The following is an 18,102-nucleotide window of genomic DNA, read 5'->3' as shown; positions in this document are numbered from 1 at the left end:
ATTTGCATACCACAGAAAAGTAACTTAGGCGAAAAAGTTTACAAATATTTAATATTATCTCTCTTTTTATCAAACTGGGAAAACTCTTGGCCTTTTCCCTTTCTCAACCTCTTATACTAAATCCGGTTATTAAAAACTGATTATTTATTCTCCCTTTTGCCTCTTGCCTCTTGCATGAGTGCCTGTCCTCATATGTAGCCTATACTCAACGGATTTAGTATTATATGCTATTCACAACTAATCTAATCAGTGTGGCCAAGGGAATAATTTCTCTTTGACAAAATCCCGGTAACATTCTGTCTGTATATGATATTGAAGATGGCTTAAAAGAGAGTTGGTTACAGCGATTATCTTGGCAATATGTTAAAAGCGGTCGAGCTACCGCTCAAATAATTGCCCAAAGATATCTAGCCGCTAGTCCCTGTTTAGAAACCCTGCTAAAACTCCCAGAAGATTCCCTGGGTTATCATTATGCTGCTCACCTAATTAGTCTCAATTTTGATCCTAATTTTTATCGGTCTATTCAGGTCAATTCCGATACAGATTATCTGCTGCTTCGCTTAGGGCAAACTCACGATATCTGGCATATAGTAACGGGTTTTGGTGTCGATGTGACGGGAGAATTGCAACTGAAAGCTTTTGAATTAAGTCAAACTCGTCGCCCTCTAGCTATTGTCCTACTTTTAGGGGGATTATTGGGAGCTTTATTTTCTTCTCCACTTTCCTTAGCCTCTCTCTGGGAAGAGATTGTCATCGCCTATAATTTTGGCAAAAATACTCGACCTTTTTTGGCGCAAAAATGGGAACTAGCTTGGGAGAAATCCCTGCTAGTTTGGCGGCAAGAATTGGCGATTGTCTCCTCTAAAAACTAAACTAAGAGACAATTACAGATAATTATCGGGCTGAAATTTTTTCAGCTTTTTTTTCGCAAAAGACTTGACAAACTCAAAAATTTTTGATAACCTTTTACTATAGTGGGAATCCGTGTCGCCCTGCGGAGGCTCTCTACCATCAGGATTTAAGGCTCAAGCGGACTGAAAATTTAATTGTCTCTCAATCTTTCTAATAGTGAGGAGCGGGATAAATTCGCCAGAGAAAGAATTAACTCGGTGCGTTCCGAGATGGGAAGTTGGGCAATCCGTTCCACCAGAGCGGATAATTCCGAATCTAGAGTTCCGAACCTTCCTTCCAGAAGACTGGCTATCATCGAGTAACGTTCTTCTAAGGTGCCTTCTTGTCTCCCTTCTTGTCTCCCTTCTTGTTTTCCCTCTTCCTTCCAATCTTTTCGCTGCTTTAGATAAGCTGGTGATAAGTTCATAATGACCTCCTGTTCCTCTGCACTTAAATTATCCCTCAACTCTAAATTCTTGCGCCAGTTGGCTAAGATTTCCAGTAAATTTTCTCGAAAAGGGTTAGGTTGGGGAAGTTCAACTAACTCTTCTACGGCTCGTTTCTGAGTTCCTCCTTTTCCTAAAACCCTCAACCATAAAGTGTCTTCATTCACCGGTAATTGATGGATGGCGACTATGGCTGTTTTGAGGAAGTCAGCTAAAAAGTAAACCCCTTTCAACCAATTACTCTCATCGCTGTCAGCCCGGAATCCTTGGATCATTCTAGCTGAAAAGGTGGGCGTGAGAATCCATAAAACTGGCAATTCTGCTGCAGTTAGAGCTTTGTTTGACCGTTTCGCCTTCCTTAAGAGGTCATTATGAACCGCATATAACTTTGATATACAACTGCGAATCTCTATTTCTGAGGGAGAGTTGCGGAAAGGTTCAAACAAGCAGGAAGTCGCCGCCATTTTTCCGAGTAAACCTAAAGGGAGTTTATTCCTTGATGGTGAACTGGCCGGTTCAAACCAGACATCAATTTCTTGAACCTCGCTTTTTACTTTCTTGCTCTTTCTAATCGTCCCTAGAGGTGCTAACAATTCCTCTAAATACTCCTTAGCAAATTGGTCGTGAATTTGGCGAGTCATTGCAATTGATAATCGAGCCGAAAAAGGACGGCAATAATCTTATTATATCGTCAATAATGAAGGGTTTAAATCGAACCTCAAGAATTAAGTTATCTTTGACATCGCTTGAGAACAAAAAAGAAAGGCTGGGGAAAATTTTTAAAATCCATAATTCCCAGCACCGTATTATCATCTACTTTCCGAAAAGAGTCATTAATCGGCAAATAATCATAAATCATCGTGGCGCTAACTTTGTCCCGATATTCCATCATTCGCAGTCTAGCCTGACTTGTCTCTGTTTTTAGCAAGGAGTTGGTCAGCATCAGCAAAGGTTTCAGAGAATTATTTTTCAGTATCGGCAGCTTCAAAATCCAGTTCATGGCCGTGGGATTAGGTGCCACCTTAAAAATTTTTCCCTGACCATCTAAAAATAACAGGGGGTGGACATTCTCAGTATCGACAAATTCTTTACCATACCAATTAGATGCTTCTAATAAACCATCCATGGGGTGATTTGTCTGAAGTCCAGAACCTTGCCAAAGACCGAGCATAAAGTCTAAACTCACGGGTTCGAGAGCGTCAAACAATTGTAAAGCTCTTTCTGTGGTTGTTTGACCAGCTTTAAGAATCGACTGGCAGCTTTCTAATTCTAGTGTTTCCATTGTCTCGCTCTTATTGTGTCCTGACAATGATATTATAGCTGCCCAGCCAGAGGGTGGGGGATTGCCCCTCGGTTAAGATTACCAAACATCCGACATATCTTCAGTCAATGGGTCATCGTATCACTCTAGGGTTTCCAGCCATTCACTCAGTTCTTCCTTGATGGTTTCTTTAAGTTCTCGCAAATCATTTTTATCTATTAGGCCTTTTTCCAGTAAGAAAGTGTAGAACTTTTTCAGACTACCTGCGTTAGCCTTGAGACTTGATTGACTGGCCCACAGGGCCTTTTTGATAAACCAATAACCCAAAAAGTCACCGACCATATCTACCCCGTCTTTAGCTTCTACTGCATCCTCATAGAGTAAATATTCGTTGATATAAAAATCTATATTTGAAATATGATTATTAATGGTTTTTTCCGACAAACCTGATGATTCTAGCCAACTCTCGAAATCCTTTAGTAATTCATGATTGACTTTTCTTATCTTTTGACAGTCAGCCTCATATTTCTGGGAATCATCCATCTCAAATTTCTCTCCTCTAAATCGCTGCTCGATGGTCAATAGGGTAATGAATCAAGTGTTTTTTTTCCAAGCGTCTAAAGCCGCCATTTTCTCCTCATGGTCAACGTCGGCCAACCGCCTGAATCGCCTTTCTCTTTTCTGCTAAATAGCTTCAACGATGTTAGACTGAATTTGCTCAATGATGGCGGCCACATCTTCTTCTGTATCTCGAGGTTGGGTTAATTCCACATCCGTTGAGGAGAGGTACATTTGGGCCCAGTCTAGGTTTTCCAGTTCACACTGGTCAATCACCGAACTGGGGATGTTTTTCAGGGTGATGCTATCCCATTCAATGCCGATGAGATTGCTCTGCCGCTCAATTATCACAATTCTTCCTTGCCAACCACCGATGTCAGTCCCCAAATCTGGGTCAAGTACACCCTGTTTGACGATGACCGAGTCGCCGACTTTGAAGGCAAACTCTGACTCGGAAAATTCGGGCGACAAGCTGGAGGCAACCGAGAGATGATACTCGCTTCCTAGCTCTTTTAACTCAAAATCCACAATCATCCGCTTGTTTTCCGAGAAATAACGGGTTTTCCTAGCGATTAGCTCCTCGATTAGCCCTTGAATATCCGCCTTGAGCCTTTTATCTCCTTTAAGAAGGTCTTTATTAAAAACTCGGTCTATCATCTCTTGCCGCTTTGATTCGGGGGACAACGCCAGATTCCAAGCGATTATCCCTATGGTCAGCAGTGTTCGCATAGATCCCTTCGTTTCATTGGATTCGCGGTAAGGCTCGATAAAATCCTCCAGAACTTCCGACATTGTGACTTCCCCAGAAGGAGAGACGACAATTTCCTTGAAAGGCAAGGACTTTTCTCTTAATTTCTTCTCAAAGCTTTTCAAGGGTTTTTCGGATCCTTGGGACATTTTCTGCAGCCTGAGCAGTTCACTAAATGCCTTCGATTTTTTAGCCATGATTGAGCCAGAAAATATGTGTTATTAATCCTGTTGGGTTGCTGAACAACATTGGAATAGGGGAATTGTAACTGCTCTCAGGGAGCGATTGCGCTCTCATTATTAAATCTTAAAGTTCTGGTCTGAGTCGTCAGCTGTTGACTGCTATCCGATACTTTTTTGTTAACATAGACTAGCAATGCACTTTCAGAGATTCTCTTAAAACCGAGGATATCTCCTTCTCAAATCCCCCGCAGGGGAAAAATATGTCTCAAAAGCCGATTTATCTAGATTGCCACGCCACGACACCCCTAGAGCCGCAAGTTCTGGCGGCGATGTTGCCCTATTTTACCGAACACTTTGGTAATGCCAGTAGTATTAATCATGTCTATGGTTGGACAGCCGAGGCCGCGGTTAAACAGGCAAGAGAAACAATCGCCGCTGCTATTAATAGTAGTCCCGAAGAAATTATTTTTACCAGTGGGGCAACGGAGGCCAATAACCTCGCTATCAAAGGGGTTGCCGAAGCTTATTTCGCCAAGGGAAGGCATATAGTTACGGTGATGACAGAACATCGGGCCGTTTTAGATCCCTGTCATTATCTGGAAAAATTGGGTTTTGAGGTGACAATTTTACCCGTCGGTGCTGATGGCCTAATTGACTTGGAACTACTAGAAAAATCTTTGCGTCCTGACACGATTTTGCTGTCAATTATGGCTGCTAACAACGAGATTGGGGTGATTCAACCTTTAGCGGCAATTGGGGCGATTTGTCGCCAGTATCAGGTACTTTTTCATACGGACGCGGCCCAAGCAATCGGCAAAATTCCCCTAGATGTGGAGGAAATGAATATAGATCTAATGTCCTTAACTGCCCACAAAGTCCACGGACCAAAGGGAATCGGTGCGCTGTACGTCCGGCGCCGAAACCCCAGAGTTCGTCTCGCCGCTCAAATTCAAGGGGGAGGTCAGGAAAAAGGACTGCGATCGGGTACAATATTTACACCGCAAATTGTCGGTTTTGCCAAGGCAGTAGAATTGGGCATCAAAGCGATAGAAGAAGATAACAGCCACTTAAATCAGTTAAAAGCCCGTTTATGGGAGATTATCAGTCAATTAGACAGAATTTATCTCAATGGTCATCCTAGCCAAAGATTAGCCGGAAATTTGAATATTAGTATTGAAGGGGTGGACGGTGCGGCGTTATTGTTAGGATTACAGCCAATAGTGGCTCTTTCCTCCGGTTCTGCCTGTTCTTCTAGCCATACCGCCCCCTCTCACGTTTTAACTGCCTTGGGTCGCCCCGAATCTCTCGCCTACGCCTCCCTACGCTTCGGGTTGAGTCGTTTTAACACTTTAGAAGAAATTGAACTGGTGGGGGAACAGGTGGTTTTAACGGTTAATTCCCTCCGCAAAGCCAAAAATTTTTGAAGTTTCGGCACCTATCCACAAGTTAGTTTCGGTCTAGGTTTGAAAAATTCCGGAAAAGGTTTCTATGATTGCTTTTGACTAATTGCCGTGCCAGTTAATAACACTGATGCTTGGTTTTCACTCCAGTGAATCATCCAACTCGGTTGTAATCCCAAAACAATAATAAATAAAGCCAAAGCAATTTCGGGAAATCTTTCGGGCCAGGTACTCCGGGGAATGCGCGATAATTCGGGGGTTAAACGACCAAAGAAAACCCGATTAATCATCAGGAGAAAATATACTGCGGTTAAACCACTAGCGACCAAACATAAGAGCGTTTGTATCGGAAAAATCGGGAAACTGCCACGAAAAACTAAAAATTCGGCGATAAATCCCACCATTCCGGGTATGCCGGCGCTGGCCATAGCCGCTAAAATCATTAACATTCCCGTGATTGGTAAACCTCTTTCCGGATTTAATAAACCGCGTAAATAATTCACATCCCGACTGCCGGTTTTTTTATACACTACTCCCACCAACAAAAATAACAAAGCGGAAATTAAACCGTGACTAATCATCTGCAAAATCGCCGCAGTGATGCTTAATCTGGTGGTGGCCGCCGCCGCTAGTAAAATATAGGCCATGTGGGAAATAGAAGAATAGGCGACTACTTTTTTCATATCCTTTTGGGCAATAGCGCAACTGGCCCCGTAGAGGGCGCTGATAGCTGCTATCGTTGCTAACCAAGGGGCGATAGTCACCCAAGCATCGAGGAATAAACCGACTCCAAAGCGCAGCAGTCCATAGGTTCCTAATTTGAGTAATATTCCCGCTAAAAGCACAGAAACGGGGGTAGATGCTTCCACGTGGGCATCCGGTAGCCAAGTATGAAAGGGAAAAATCGGGATTTTGATTGCTAATCCAATCAGAAGGGGTATGAGGAGCAGTAATTGGGTTTTAACGTCTAAATTATTCGATAAAAGGGGATTATAGGCGAAATTATTAGCACCGGTTAGCCAAACTAAGCCGAGGAAGGAAATTAGCACTAAAAAGCCTGAAATTGCCGTGTATAATAAAAATTTCATGCCCGCGTAGCCGCGTCTTTGACCCCCCCAAATGGCAATGAGAAAGTAAAGGGGGACGATTTCTAATTCGTAAAATAGGAAAAATAGCAGTAAATCCTGCGCTAGAAAGGCCCCCGCTACTCCGGCATTGAGTAACAAGAGCAGAGAATAGTAAAATTTCGGTCGGTTAACCTCTGTGCCACTAGCATAAAGAGCAATTATTGTCAAGATGCTGTTAAGAAAAAGTAATGAGAATGATAAGCCATCGACACCGAGGGCATAATTGAAACCGAGGAAATTAATCCAAGGCAGGTTAACCGTGAACTGCATTTGCGGGTTACTAGGGTCAAATTGCCAGCCAAGGAGAATATTAAGCAGTAAGAGAACGACAGCAAGAGTTAGAGCTAATCCTCGCACTTTTTTCGCCTCTAGAGGCGTGTAGGCAATCAGTATCGCCCCTATAATCGGTAGCCAAATAAAAGCGTTGAGCATTCTTTACTTTAATGGGGATGATAAACTTAATATTATTGCCTAAGCGGTCAATCTTTAGCAAGATAGCTATCAACTTTTAACATTTATTAATAAAATGAGCCAGAGATTACCATTACCAGAAATTCGTCGAGAAAAAAACAGCGATTTTGCTGCCATATACCGAGTAAATTCCTTGGCTTTTGGCCGAGAAAATGAAGCCAATTTAGGAACCCCTCATAACTCACCATTAAGATAACTGCTATAATTATCGTCTGGGGTTTGACTCGGTGTCAAAAAAGTTTCGGCTAATTTAATTAAAGTAGTTCGATTAATCTTCCCCTGGCGACTTTTTGGTATCTCTGGTAATTTTATCCAATGTTTCGGCAGTTTATAATTGACTAATTTATCCTTAATCTGGGATTTAATACTTGTCTGGCATATCTGAGAATTAACGGGGACATAAAAAGCGACAATTACCTGTCCCCATCGAGAATCTGGCAACCCTAAAACCACCACATCTTTAACTAAATTAGTGTGTCTAATGGCAGTTTCTACCTCAAAAGGATAAACATTTTCTCCTCCAGTAATTATTTTTTGACTATCGCGGCCAATGATATATAAATAACCACTTTCATCGAAGTCACCTAAGTCATCGGTCTCGAAGTAGCTTGCTTGATTAAGATGGGGATAATAGCCTAAAAATAAAGATTTCGCTTCAATAATAATTTTCTGGTTATCGGGATTAATTTTTATCTGAGCATGGGGTAATACCTGTCCATTACTATTATTGCCTCGTCGAAAATCTTCTGGTTTAAGAGTGACAATTTGTGAGGCAGTTTCCGTCATTCCATAGGTGGGAGACAGAGAAATATTATATTCTCTAGCTTTTTCTAGTAAAGATGGCCATGCAGGGGAACCTCCTAGTAAAACTGTTTTAAAATTGGCTAACCATCGAGGATCATTTTCTAGAAAGAATTGTAATTGAGTGGGTACTAAAGAGATAAAATAATCTTGAAGATTGAGATTATTTACACGCTTTTGTTTGATTTTATGGTAAGAAATAACAGCAAAATCTCCCCCCGTTAAAAAACTTCTCAGAAACTGCATTAAACCACTAACATGATATAAAGGGAGTAGGCAAAAAGAGTTAACCTGCTTGACTTGAAAATATTCAGAGAAACCTTTAACAGAAGCAGTTAAAGTTAACCAGTTATGGATAGCAAAGCGAATTTTTCCCGAGGTTCCCCCTGTGGGTATCATCAGAGAATTAGTCAAAGGATTTACAGGAGGAGAATTATGGTGATAAACCTTGATATTTTCACCAAAAATATAATCGGGTTGAATCAGAGAGAAAACCTGTTGCCATTCGTTAGTTTTCCAGTCGGGATTAGCTAAAAATAGGCAACTTTTTGACCTGACGGCAGCCAAGAATATAGCTAAGAATTTAAGGGGATTGCCTTCAGCAAGCAGTATAGTTAATCGAGGATTATCTGCGGCGATAAATTTCTGAGAATAGGACTGATATAATTGATAAAATTTCTGGCTATTGTATCCATATAACCAATCTTTTTGACTGAGATATGCTAATTGTTTGCTGATGTCGTCCACAGTTTTTCTAACCAATCGGGGTCACTATCATTAAACCATTGTTGCACACCAAAACCTAAAGCTCGCTCCTTGCTGGGGTATTCTTGTGCTAGACGTAAAGCAGCTTTTCTGCCGATATTAGTTTCTAAAACAGAGGAAAATACTAAATCTAAGGGATATTTTCCCCAGAGATTTCTTAACCCTTGTATTGAACCATTAATAGCAGGTTTAATCACAAAAATTCCTCGCCATCCCCGTTGATAACATTCCTCTATTTGTCGAAGATTGGCCACCGATTCATCTAAAGCAATCCCTGTGGTAAAATCTTGACTTAATTGCCACATTTCCGCTAATTGAGACGGGGGTAAAGGTTGTTCAATAAATTCAATTATTTGACATTCATCGGCAATTTTTAACCAGATTTTACTCTCAGCAATACTTAATCCCCCATTGGCATCTAAACGCAATTTAATTCCCCTGGGTAATCGGTCAATTAATTTTTCAAATAAGTTTAACTCTTGCTTGAGAGAATTAACTGCAATTTTCCATTTATAAGTATTAGTTTGATTAGCGGCTAAAATATCATCCAGACAGGGAAATACTGCCGCACCGGTGGGTAATAAATAACTATAATTTTTCGGTTCTAATTCTCTTGATTTATTCTCGATACTTAAATCTTCTAAAGCTGATTCAAAGGCAAATTGACAAGCGGGAAATTGTTCAGAAATAGAAAAAATTGAAGTTATTGATAGGGGATTTTCGAGACTTTGACAGAATAATATTGCTGCCGATAATGTTTCCGAACCAAATTCAGGTAAAGGAGCAATTTCTCCCCATCCAATACGTCCATCTTCCGCTTCTAAGCGAATAATAATTCCTTCCCTAATTTGCCAGAGTCCGTGATGGGTTTGTAGGGGATGCAGCAAAGGACGCTGATAAACACGAAATTGCCAGAAATACATGATTAACTATAAGTAGTAGTGAAAAGCTTAACATGAGCAGGCGTTGGGTTTCATGCTTCAAACCAACCTACGTTCTTTATAGAGTTTGTCAGCGAAACGTTTTTTTGTTTTAAAGTCCAGAAAACGGGTTTCTAAATAGTTTCTTGAAGAAACCCGTTTTCTAGGTGACTTAGAAGGAGAGCTTAGAAACTTAGATAAAGAAATTACCCACTGGAATGCTACCTAAAGCTGGTAAAGTCCCAGTAAATCCAGTGATATTTATTAATAAATCATTGCTGGATTGGAAGCCAGCCGTGCTATCATTAATAACGAGGTAAGTTCCAGCTATTGCACCGGTTGTTACCTGCACTAAGGCGGCACTATTAACCCCTAATCCTTGATTACCTGTAATCGCTCCATTAGCATCAGTAAATACTTGATTGATTAAATTCTGTAAAGTGGTGACGGTGCTATTAGCAGCACGACTGAAACTACTAGGCGCACTCATGGCGTTTCCAGTTTGAGTTAATAAGTCTATTTTATCACTATTGATGGCAAAATCTGTGATATGATCGCTTGTTGATATGGTAGATTGACCAAATTGAAAGATGAAGATATCTGCACCTAAACCACCGGTTAAAGTATCAATTCCCGCACGTCCATTGATTTGATTATTGCCACTATTTCCGGTGATTTTATTGTTACCAGCGTTACCTGTACCATTAATATTATTAGTGCCAATTAGTCTGAGGTTTTCGACATTGTTGGGTAGGGTGCGAGTGAGAGTGCTTTGCCAAGTATCAGTAATGATAACTTCTCCTATTCCTCCTTCGGGATTGATGGTAGCATTAACGGGATTTGACAGGGTTACTGTAAAGGCTTCATCAGGTTCATTGAGGTTATCATTGAGGATGGGAATGCTAATAGTAGCGGTGGCAGTATTAGGTGCAATGGTGATAGTTCCAGTTTTGCTAGTGTAATCTACATTAGCGGTAGCGTTAATGGGTGCGGTGGTATAGTTGAAGGTAATTGGTTGTGGATTGGGGTTATCAACTGTGACGGTGAGGATGGCATTATTATCTTTACCTTCCACTACGGTGATGTCATTAATGGAGAGTTGCGAAAAGTCATCATTATTAATTGTTCCCGTGGCTGCGTTAGGAGTACCTACGGTATAACCTGTCCCCGCAGCAAGGGTTAAAATAACAGTTTCGTTACTTTCTACTGTAGTATCAGCAGTGGGGTTAACTGTTACCGTCGCAGTGGATGAACCAGCAGCAAAGGTGACTGTATTGTTAGTCCCTGTACGAGTGTAGTCGGTATTTAAAGTCGCTGTCCCTCCGAGGGTGTAATTAACCGTTAAAGGATTAGTTGTTACTCCGCTACGAGTGAAGGTATAAACCAGATTTGTTGTCCCGTCTTCGGTAACACTACTGGGAGAAACTGCAAGAGTAATACTGGGAAGAGTAGGACTAGAAACATAGCTAAAATAACTAGCAGTTAGACTTAATGCTGTTTGCTCAATGATATAAGCAATCAGTTCATCTGGTTCGCTGCCTGGTTTGTTGATGTAGAGTTTAGTATTAGAACCATCAACCGATAACAGATAGTTACTACTTGAACCTCGTAGTTGAATAATATCATCAGTGGTGTTAAAGTCGGCAATTGTTGCGTAGTCGTTATCACCCGGAAGGGTGCTATTACCGTCATCATAAAAGGTCTTTGTCGTATCTGCAAGGATAAAGCGATCGTTTCCTGTTCCTCCTACTAGATAATCTTGTTCTCCTATACCGTTATTGGTTCCTTGTAGGGTGTCATTGTTATTCTGACCATAGAGTTCATCATTGCCTGTATCTCCATTCACAACATCATTTCCTTCTTCACCATACAAATTGTCATTACCCGCACCTCCTGAAATCGTATCATTCCCGTCCCCGCCATATAACCCCCCCACTCTCCATCTGAAGTCCCAACAATATTGTCAGCAAACTCTGTTCCCCAAAAAGAATCGTAGTTGAAACTCTCGATAGAAATCAGGGTATCAACTTCACTACCAACAGTAATAGTCCCGTTACCCGTAGTTGGGTCGTAGGTGACAATCAACCCTGTGGGACGACCTCTGTAATCTGCACGATAAAAGTCAAAACCTGTACCACCATTAATGGTGTCATTACCTACATCGGTATAAATCAGGTCATCTCCAGAGCCACCATTAAGACTATCATTGCCATTACCCCCAAAAAGCTTATCATTTCCAAGATCACCATTGAGGACATCATTACCTTCTTCACCATACAAATTGTCATTACCCGCACCTCCTGAAATCGTATCATTCCCGTCCCCGCCATATAACCCCCCCCACTCTCCATCTGAAGTCCCAACGATATTGTCAGCAAAGTCCGTTCCCCAAAAAGAATCGTAGTTGAAACTCTCGATAGAAATCAGGGTATCAACTTCACTACCAACAGTGATAGTCCCGTTACCCGTAGTTGGGTCGTAGGTGACAATCAACCCTGTGGGACGACCTCTGTAATCTGCACGATAAAAGTCAAAACCTGTACCACCATTAATGGTGTCATTACCTACATCGGTATAAATCAGGTCATCTCCAGAGCCACCATTAAGACTATCATTGCCATTACCCCCAAAAAGCTTATCATTTCCAAGATCACCATTGAGGACATCATTACCTTCTTCACCATACAAATTGTCATTACCCGCACCTCCTGAAATCGTATCATTCCCGTCCCCGCCATATAACCCCCCCCACTCTCCATCTGAAGTCCCAACAATATTGTCAGCAAACTCTGTTCCCCAAAAAGAATCGTAGTTGAAACTCTCGATAGAAATCAGGGTATCAACTTCACTACCAACAGTAATAGTCCCGTTACCCGTAGTTGGGTCGTAGGTGACAATCAACCCTGTGGGACGACCTCTGTAATCTGCACGATAAAAGTCAAAACCTGTACCACCATTAATGGTGTCATTACCTACATCGGTATAAATCAGGTCATCTCCAGAGCCACCATTAAGACTATCATTGCCATTACCCCCAAAAAGCTTATCATTTCCAAGATCACCATTGAGGACATCATTACCTTCTTCACCATACAAATTGTCATTACCCGCACCTCCTGAAATCGTATCATTCCCGTCCCCGCCATATAACCCCCCCCACTCTCCATCTGAAGTCCCAACAATATTGTCAGCAAACTCTGTTCCCCAAAAAGAATCGTAGTTGAAACTCTCGATAGAAATCAGGGTATCAACTTCACTACCAACAGTAATAGTCCCGTTACCCGTAGTTGGGTCGTAGGTGACAATCAACCCTGTGGGACGACCTCTGTAATCTGCACGATAAAAGTCAAAACCTGTACCACCATTAATGGTGTCATTACCTACATCGGTATAAATCAGGTCATCTCCAGAGCCACCATCTAAGCTATCATTCCCCCCTAATCCAGAAAGCCGATCATTTCCCCCTAACCCCTGAATTACATCATCTCCAGATGTACCCGTAATATTATCATTCCCTGGCGTTCCTGTAAAATCTGCCTGTTCTACTTGAATAATTTCCCCATTTACTATAATTGTTGTCTGGTCATTCTCTCCTCGTAAAGCGTCTAAGGTTGCAACATCCAGACTATTTCCCTGCACCAACTCCGCAAAAATTGCCCCCTCATCTCCCGCGCTATCCACCGGATTAATTTGAGCATCCACATAATGCCCAATTTCTTCTAAAATTACATTAACTATCGCTGCTGACGAGGCCGTATTTAAAAAAGATGCTGATAGATAAATCTTATTGGTACTGCTGGAATATGCACCATTCGCCGTCCCCAAAACCTCATCACTAAGTACCTCAATTGGGGGAATTTGACCAAAATTTCGGCTGTGCCACTGTTGTCGTAATTGCGTCGCCTTAACCACATCATAACTTGACCCAAAAGCGGTTTCTAAATTCGCCCAAAAACCATCAGATTGAGCAAAACTGAACAGAACATCATACACAGAAGGAAGGAGGGGCAAAAGAGGGGTAGTCATGACAGTAACAGCAAAAGTTTATTGTTAATAGTTTTAGCTCAACAAGCGCGAATTTTTCAAGACCCCTGTAACAAAAATTAACATTTATTACAAGAAAACGGGTTTCTAAATAGGCGTTTGCAGAAAACGGGTTTCTCAAAGAAACCCGTTTTCTAAATAGTTTCTCGCAGAAACCCGTTTTCTAAATAAGTAGTCATGCAAAATTAATTACCTGCCCGATCGAGCTAAAACCCTTACGGGGCAATGATCGTCATGTGTAAATAATTTTGCCTAGGTACTTACAAGAAACCCGTTTTCTAAATAGTTTCTCGCAGAAACCCGTTTTCTAAATACAAGAAAACGGGGGCGTTGTCAGATCAGAAGAGGAAAGATGCAATGCTCCGGTGCTGATTCGGAGCATCTTTCAATTTGACAACGCCGATTGTAGGGCTAATTCATGAATTAGCCCTACGCCGATTGTAGGGCTAATTCCACTGCTAAATCGAGCGACTCTTGTTCCCCACTTAAGCCCAACCATCGGCACTATTCGTTCATTAAACACTAATTGTCAAGATGCAATGCTATCCTTGCTATCAAAGTAATTTCAGTTCCTAGCTGATTCGGAGCATCTTTCAATTTGACAACGCCGGTATTTATGCAAGTCTTTTAAGATTGTCAAATTTTTATTTGAATTTTGTATTGATGATCGATCATAAATTTGATTTTCCTAAAATTCATCAATACAGTTGTTTTTAGAAAATGATTTAGGATTGCTATAGTTTACTTTGTCTTCTTTGGTAGAGTCCATCCAAAATCTTAAACACTTATTCCGAATAAAAAGCCGGCAAAAAAAGGCTACAAAACTTAATAATGTCCAAAACAGCTAATTTTCCCCTCGTTGGCTCTCTGGTTGGTGAAAGAAAAATCTAGGCTAATCCGATAATAACCTGCTGGCAAATCCTGCTAGGGGGGTTTTATCTGTTAAAATTTCTTGTCGTCGTGAAGTGAAGCGGGAAGAGTATGCGAATTCTATTTGTGGGTGCCGAGGCCGCCCCAATGGCCAAAGTTGGGGGAATGGGAGACGTAATTGGGGCATTACCGAAAGTCTTGCGTCAGCTAGGTCATGACGTGCGGATTTTTCTACCCTACTACGGTTTTCTCCAGGAAAAAATGGACATCCCTTCCGAACCCATTTGGTCAGGATTCGCCATGTTTCAGGATTTTTTAGTCTATGAGACGGTTTTACCCGATACGGATATTCCTCTCTACCTCTTTGGTCATCTAGCTTTCTCTGGACGCAGTATCTACGGAGGCGAAGATGAGGCCTGGCGATTTACCCTATTTGCCAATGGTGCGGCGGAATTCGCTTGGAATTACTGGAAACCGCAAGTTATTCACTGTCATGATTGGCACACGGGCATGATTCCCGTCTGGATGCACCAAGACCCCGATATTAGCACCGTTTTTACTATCCATAATCTCGCCTACCAGGGTCCTTGGCGCGAAGCATTAGAAAAAATGACTTGGTGTCCTTGGTATATGCAGGGCGATAATACCATGGCCGCGGCGGTTCAATTTGCTAATCGCATCACCACCGTTTCTCCCACCTATGCCCGTCAAATACAGACCCCCATTTATGGCGAAAATTTAGAGGGATTATTGTCCTATATTTCCGGCAATCTGGTGGGGATTGTCAATGGCATCGATACGGAGGTGTATAACCCGGCTAAAGATGTTTATCTTAAGCAGAATTTTACCCCAGAAACCATCGAAAAACGTCTGGCCAATAAAATTGCCCTACAAGAAGAAGTGGGGCTACAGGTCAGCAGAAATGCCTTTGTCATGGGGATGGTGACGCGTTTGGTGGAACAAAAAGGTATTGATCTAGTGATGCAAATTTTAGATCGCTTTCTCACCTATACTGATGCACAATTGATTATTTTGGGTACAGGCGATCGCTATTATGAAACCCAACTATGGGAGATGACTTCCCGTTTCCGGGGGCGAATGTCCCTGCATCTTCTCTATAGTGATGCCCTTTCCCGTCGCATCTATGGGGGGGCCGATGCTTTGTTAATGCCTTCCCGTTTTGAACCCTGCGGCATCTCCCAATTAATGGCCATGCGTTACGGTTGTATTCCCATGGTACGCCGCACTGGTGGTTTAGTCGATACGGTGTCTTTCCACGACCCGATTCAGGAAAAAGGAACGGGATTTAGTTTCGATCGCTATGAACCTTTAGACCTGTTTACCTGTATGATCCGGACTTGGGAAAGTTTCCGTTATAAACAGGATTGGCAAAAACTACAACAACGGGCAATGACTCAAGATTTCAGTTGGTATAAATCCTCTTTGGAATATCTCAAAATCTACAAACAAATCACGGGACAATCGGAGCAATTATCCGATGAGGAAAAAGATAAATTGGTCGCCCTGACTAGCAGTTAAATCCTGATTAAGTAGGGGTGGAGATATCACCCCTACTGGCTAGAAATTAATCGGTAATGGCGTTGAGAAGAACTTCCGCTAGGGTCATATCTTCCATATCATCGATAGTAATTGTGTCAACGATATCGAATTTGGCCCCCGCCGATTCTAGCTGATCGTCTAAAGCTTTAAGAAATTCGGTCGCTTGTCGATCATGGCCTACTTGAATCAGAGAAATGGCTAATTCTTGATCGCTATCGAGTTTTCGAGAAGCTTCGATAATTTGACGCATCACCGCTTTGCGATCATCTGGTTCTCCGTCGGTAATCACCAGAATAGTTTCTCCGTTGGGTTTAGTTTTGCCGGCAGTTTTGCGCTGAAAATAATTATCAAGGGCATCTTGCAGCACAGCTGCTAGGTCTGTCCTCCCCATGGGTTCATTTTCTTGATAAATTTGTGTCACCTTATCGGAAGTAACATTATCATAGCGTCGGAAACGTCCAGAGAAAAGATAGATAGTGATGCCGTCTGGATCAATTTCCTCGCACTTTCTAGCCAAGGCGAGGGTGGATTCTTGGGCAATTTGCCAACGGGTTTTCTCGCTGGGTTTATCAGCAGTGGACATACTGCCACTTTTGTCAATAATCAGAGTATAATCTCTGTCCTGTACAACACTTTCACTGGTCATAGGGGCTATACCTCCAAGCGATTTGCGCTCGTCCTAGTCTAATGATTATTAAACTCTAGGATGGAAACTCTTCCTCGATCGACTAGGGTTTTTTAACTATTGGGGGAAGGAGACAGCGTAATCAACAGCAGAAACTATCGCCAGAAAACCAGTCGGGCTAAAATGAAAAAAGTATGAAAATTATTTCTTAACCTGATACTGTTAAGTAGGTAAGCGTTAAAAATTATCAGATGCCCCCTTTATTAAGGGGAGACCGGCACCCCCCTTATCAAGGGGGGCAGGGGGGATCGGCACCCCCCTTATCAAGGGGGGACTAAGGGGGATCAAACCTAAAATCCATTTTAAATTTAATTATAACCCGATATTGTTAAATTAGCCGATGAGTGATAGCAAATCGATCGCCTCAACCGAGAAAAAGCCTGAGCATCCACCTTCTTGGAGTTTTTGGACGGTGTTTAGTTCCACCTTCCTAACCGTATTTTTGGCTGAAATCGGCGATAAAACCCAAGAGCATCCACCTTCTTGGAGTTTTTGGACGGTGTTTAGTTCCACCTTCCTAACCGTATTTTTGGCTGAAATCGGCGATAAAACCCAATTAGCCACCCTTCTCATCAGCGCCGAATCCCAATCCCCCTGGGTGGTTTTTGCCGGGGCAGCCAGCGCTTTAATCGCTACCAGTCTCCTCGGTGTCCTGATCGGTTATTGGATTGCTCGTCGTCTTTCCCCCAAAACCTTAGATATCGGTGTCGCTATCCTTCTCCTTTTGATCACTGGTTTACTGATCGGCGATATTCTCTAAGCAATCAGTTATCAGTGATCAGTGATCAGTTATCAGTTATCAGTTATCAGTGAGCAGTTATCAGTGAGCAGTTCACTGTTTACTGTTGACTGAAAAAAGCTTCCCACCTCCCTAGAATTTATGAATTGGCAATTATTCGGACTGACATTTATCACGGTTTTTTTGGCAGAAATCGGCGATAAAAGTCAATTAGTAGCGATCGCTCTCGGTGGCAGTTCCAAATCACCTAAAGCTGTCTTTTTTGGCTCAATTACCGCCTTAATCTGCACCAGTTTCTTAGGAGTCCTTGCGGGCGGCAGTATGGCGCAGTTATTCCCCGCTAAGATCTTAAAAGCGATAGCGGCCATTGGTTTTGCGCTGCTTGCTGTCCGGCTGCTTTGGCCAGATTCGGATTGATCATTGGGTTTGCGGCAAAAAGCTTTTCCTGGGGGCAGGGTTTGGGGTGTGGGGAGGTGGGGAAGTGGGAAAGCTTTCTCATCACCCTATCACCCCAAAACCCTATCACCCTATCTCCTGCCTCCTGTCTCCCGACTCCTGATAGCTAAAAAACTTAGGTAAATTCCAGAAAAATCATTAATTTTTGGGAAAAAAGTAGCAAAAATTACAAAAAAAA

General features: G+C 42.1%; 14 protein-coding genes and 2 pseudogenes. 6 read left to right on the top strand and 10 right to left on the bottom strand.

All coding sequences use genetic code 11. The annotated features are described in order from the left end of the window. Window positions 1–293 precede the first annotated feature (293 nt). A complete protein-coding gene (locus tag VL20_RS27400) occupies window positions 294–872 on the top strand; it encodes a Coq4 family protein (RefSeq protein WP_349283557.1) in 579 nt (192 codons plus the stop codon). A gap of 170 nt (window positions 873–1,042) precedes the next feature. Here VL20_RS27400 and VL20_RS05695 read toward each other — a convergent pair whose 3' ends face one another. The 4 genes from VL20_RS05695 to VL20_RS05680 form a co-directional block, all read right to left on the bottom strand. Next, window positions 1,043–1,978 (bottom strand): RpnC/YadD family protein, encoded by a 936-nt coding sequence (locus tag VL20_RS05695; RefSeq protein WP_052275883.1) that lies wholly within the window; start codon window positions 1,976–1,978, stop codon window positions 1,043–1,045. 89 nt (window positions 1,979–2,067) lie between these two features. After that, window positions 2,068–2,619 carry a DUF4334 domain-containing protein gene (locus VL20_RS05690; protein WP_052275882.1) on the bottom strand — a complete coding sequence of 184 codons (552 nt, stop codon included), beginning with the start codon at window positions 2,617–2,619 and terminating at the stop codon, window positions 2,068–2,070. 120 nt (window positions 2,620–2,739) lie between these two features. Beyond that, entirely contained in the window at window positions 2,740–3,141 is a 402-nt protein-coding gene (locus VL20_RS05685; protein WP_052275881.1) for a phage integrase SAM-like domain-containing protein, read from the bottom strand. Between the two features lie 141 nt (window positions 3,142–3,282). Further along, window positions 3,283–4,101, bottom strand: coding sequence for a hypothetical protein (locus VL20_RS05680; RefSeq protein ID WP_052275880.1), 819 nt, complete (start codon window positions 4,099–4,101; stop codon window positions 3,283–3,285). Between the two features lie 245 nt (window positions 4,102–4,346). On the opposite strand from VL20_RS05680, the gene VL20_RS05675 reads away from it, so the two are divergent. After that, window positions 4,347–5,510, top strand: coding sequence for a cysteine desulfurase family protein (locus VL20_RS05675; RefSeq protein ID WP_052275879.1), 1,164 nt, complete (start codon window positions 4,347–4,349; stop codon window positions 5,508–5,510). 62 nt (window positions 5,511–5,572) lie between these two features. Here VL20_RS05675 and VL20_RS05670 read toward each other — a convergent pair whose 3' ends face one another. Beyond that, window positions 5,573–7,045 (bottom strand): NADH-quinone oxidoreductase subunit M, encoded by a 1,473-nt coding sequence (locus tag VL20_RS05670; RefSeq protein WP_052275878.1) that lies wholly within the window; start codon window positions 7,043–7,045, stop codon window positions 5,573–5,575. A gap of 94 nt (window positions 7,046–7,139) precedes the next feature. Here VL20_RS05670 and VL20_RS31590 point away from each other — a divergent pair, with 94 nt between their 5' ends. Beyond that, window positions 7,140–7,280: a hypothetical protein gene (locus VL20_RS31590; protein ID WP_002739942.1), complete on the top strand. Its 141-nt coding sequence runs from the start codon at window positions 7,140–7,142 to the stop codon at window positions 7,278–7,280. Between the two features lie 9 nt (window positions 7,281–7,289). Here the strand turns inward: VL20_RS31590 and VL20_RS05665 are convergent. From VL20_RS05665 to VL20_RS05650, 4 genes and pseudogenes are all read right to left on the bottom strand, one after another. Next, a pseudogene (locus VL20_RS05665) lies at window positions 7,290–8,632 on the bottom strand (2-succinylbenzoate--CoA ligase). Further along, window positions 8,608–9,573, bottom strand: coding sequence for an o-succinylbenzoate synthase (locus tag VL20_RS05660; RefSeq protein WP_052275876.1), 966 nt, complete (start codon window positions 9,571–9,573; stop codon window positions 8,608–8,610). The pseudogene VL20_RS05665 and the gene VL20_RS05660 overlap by 25 nt, the downstream one beginning before the upstream one ends. A 190-nt stretch (window positions 9,574–9,763) precedes the next feature. Then, a pseudogene (locus VL20_RS05655) lies at window positions 9,764–11,500 on the bottom strand (Calx-beta domain-containing protein); the annotation flags it as partial. After that, window positions 11,413–13,596, bottom strand: coding sequence for a hypothetical protein (locus VL20_RS05650; protein WP_052275875.1), 2,184 nt, complete (start codon window positions 13,594–13,596; stop codon window positions 11,413–11,415). The pseudogene VL20_RS05655 and the gene VL20_RS05650, both read right to left, overlap by 88 nt. Before the next feature lie 999 nt (window positions 13,597–14,595). Here VL20_RS05650 and glgA point away from each other — a divergent pair. Further along, entirely contained in the window at window positions 14,596–16,023 is a 1,428-nt protein-coding gene (glgA, locus tag VL20_RS05645) for a glycogen synthase GlgA (RefSeq protein ID WP_052275874.1), read from the top strand. Between the two features lie 46 nt (window positions 16,024–16,069). On the opposite strand, the gene VL20_RS05640 is transcribed toward glgA, so the two are convergent. Beyond that, entirely contained in the window at window positions 16,070–16,690 is a 621-nt protein-coding gene (locus VL20_RS05640) for a vWA domain-containing protein (protein ID WP_052275873.1), read from the bottom strand. A 379-nt stretch (window positions 16,691–17,069) separates the two neighbouring features. On the opposite strand from VL20_RS05640, the gene VL20_RS05635 reads away from it, so the two are divergent. Both VL20_RS05635 and VL20_RS05630 read left to right on the top strand, forming a co-directional pair. After that, window positions 17,070–17,489 (top strand): TMEM165/GDT1 family protein, encoded by a 420-nt coding sequence (locus tag VL20_RS05635; RefSeq protein ID WP_128575144.1) that lies wholly within the window; start codon window positions 17,070–17,072, stop codon window positions 17,487–17,489. Window positions 17,490–17,609: 120 nt separating this feature from the next. Continuing rightward, window positions 17,610–17,885, top strand: coding sequence for a TMEM165/GDT1 family protein (locus tag VL20_RS05630; RefSeq protein WP_002732425.1), 276 nt, complete (start codon window positions 17,610–17,612; stop codon window positions 17,883–17,885). Window positions 17,886–18,102 lie beyond the last annotated feature (217 nt).

The sequence above is a fragment of the Microcystis panniformis FACHB-1757 genome (genome assembly GCF_001264245.1).
Lineage (GTDB): Bacteria > Cyanobacteriota > Cyanobacteriia > Cyanobacteriales > Microcystaceae > Microcystis > Microcystis panniformis.
This window is presented reverse-complemented; position numbering and strand designations above follow the sequence as displayed.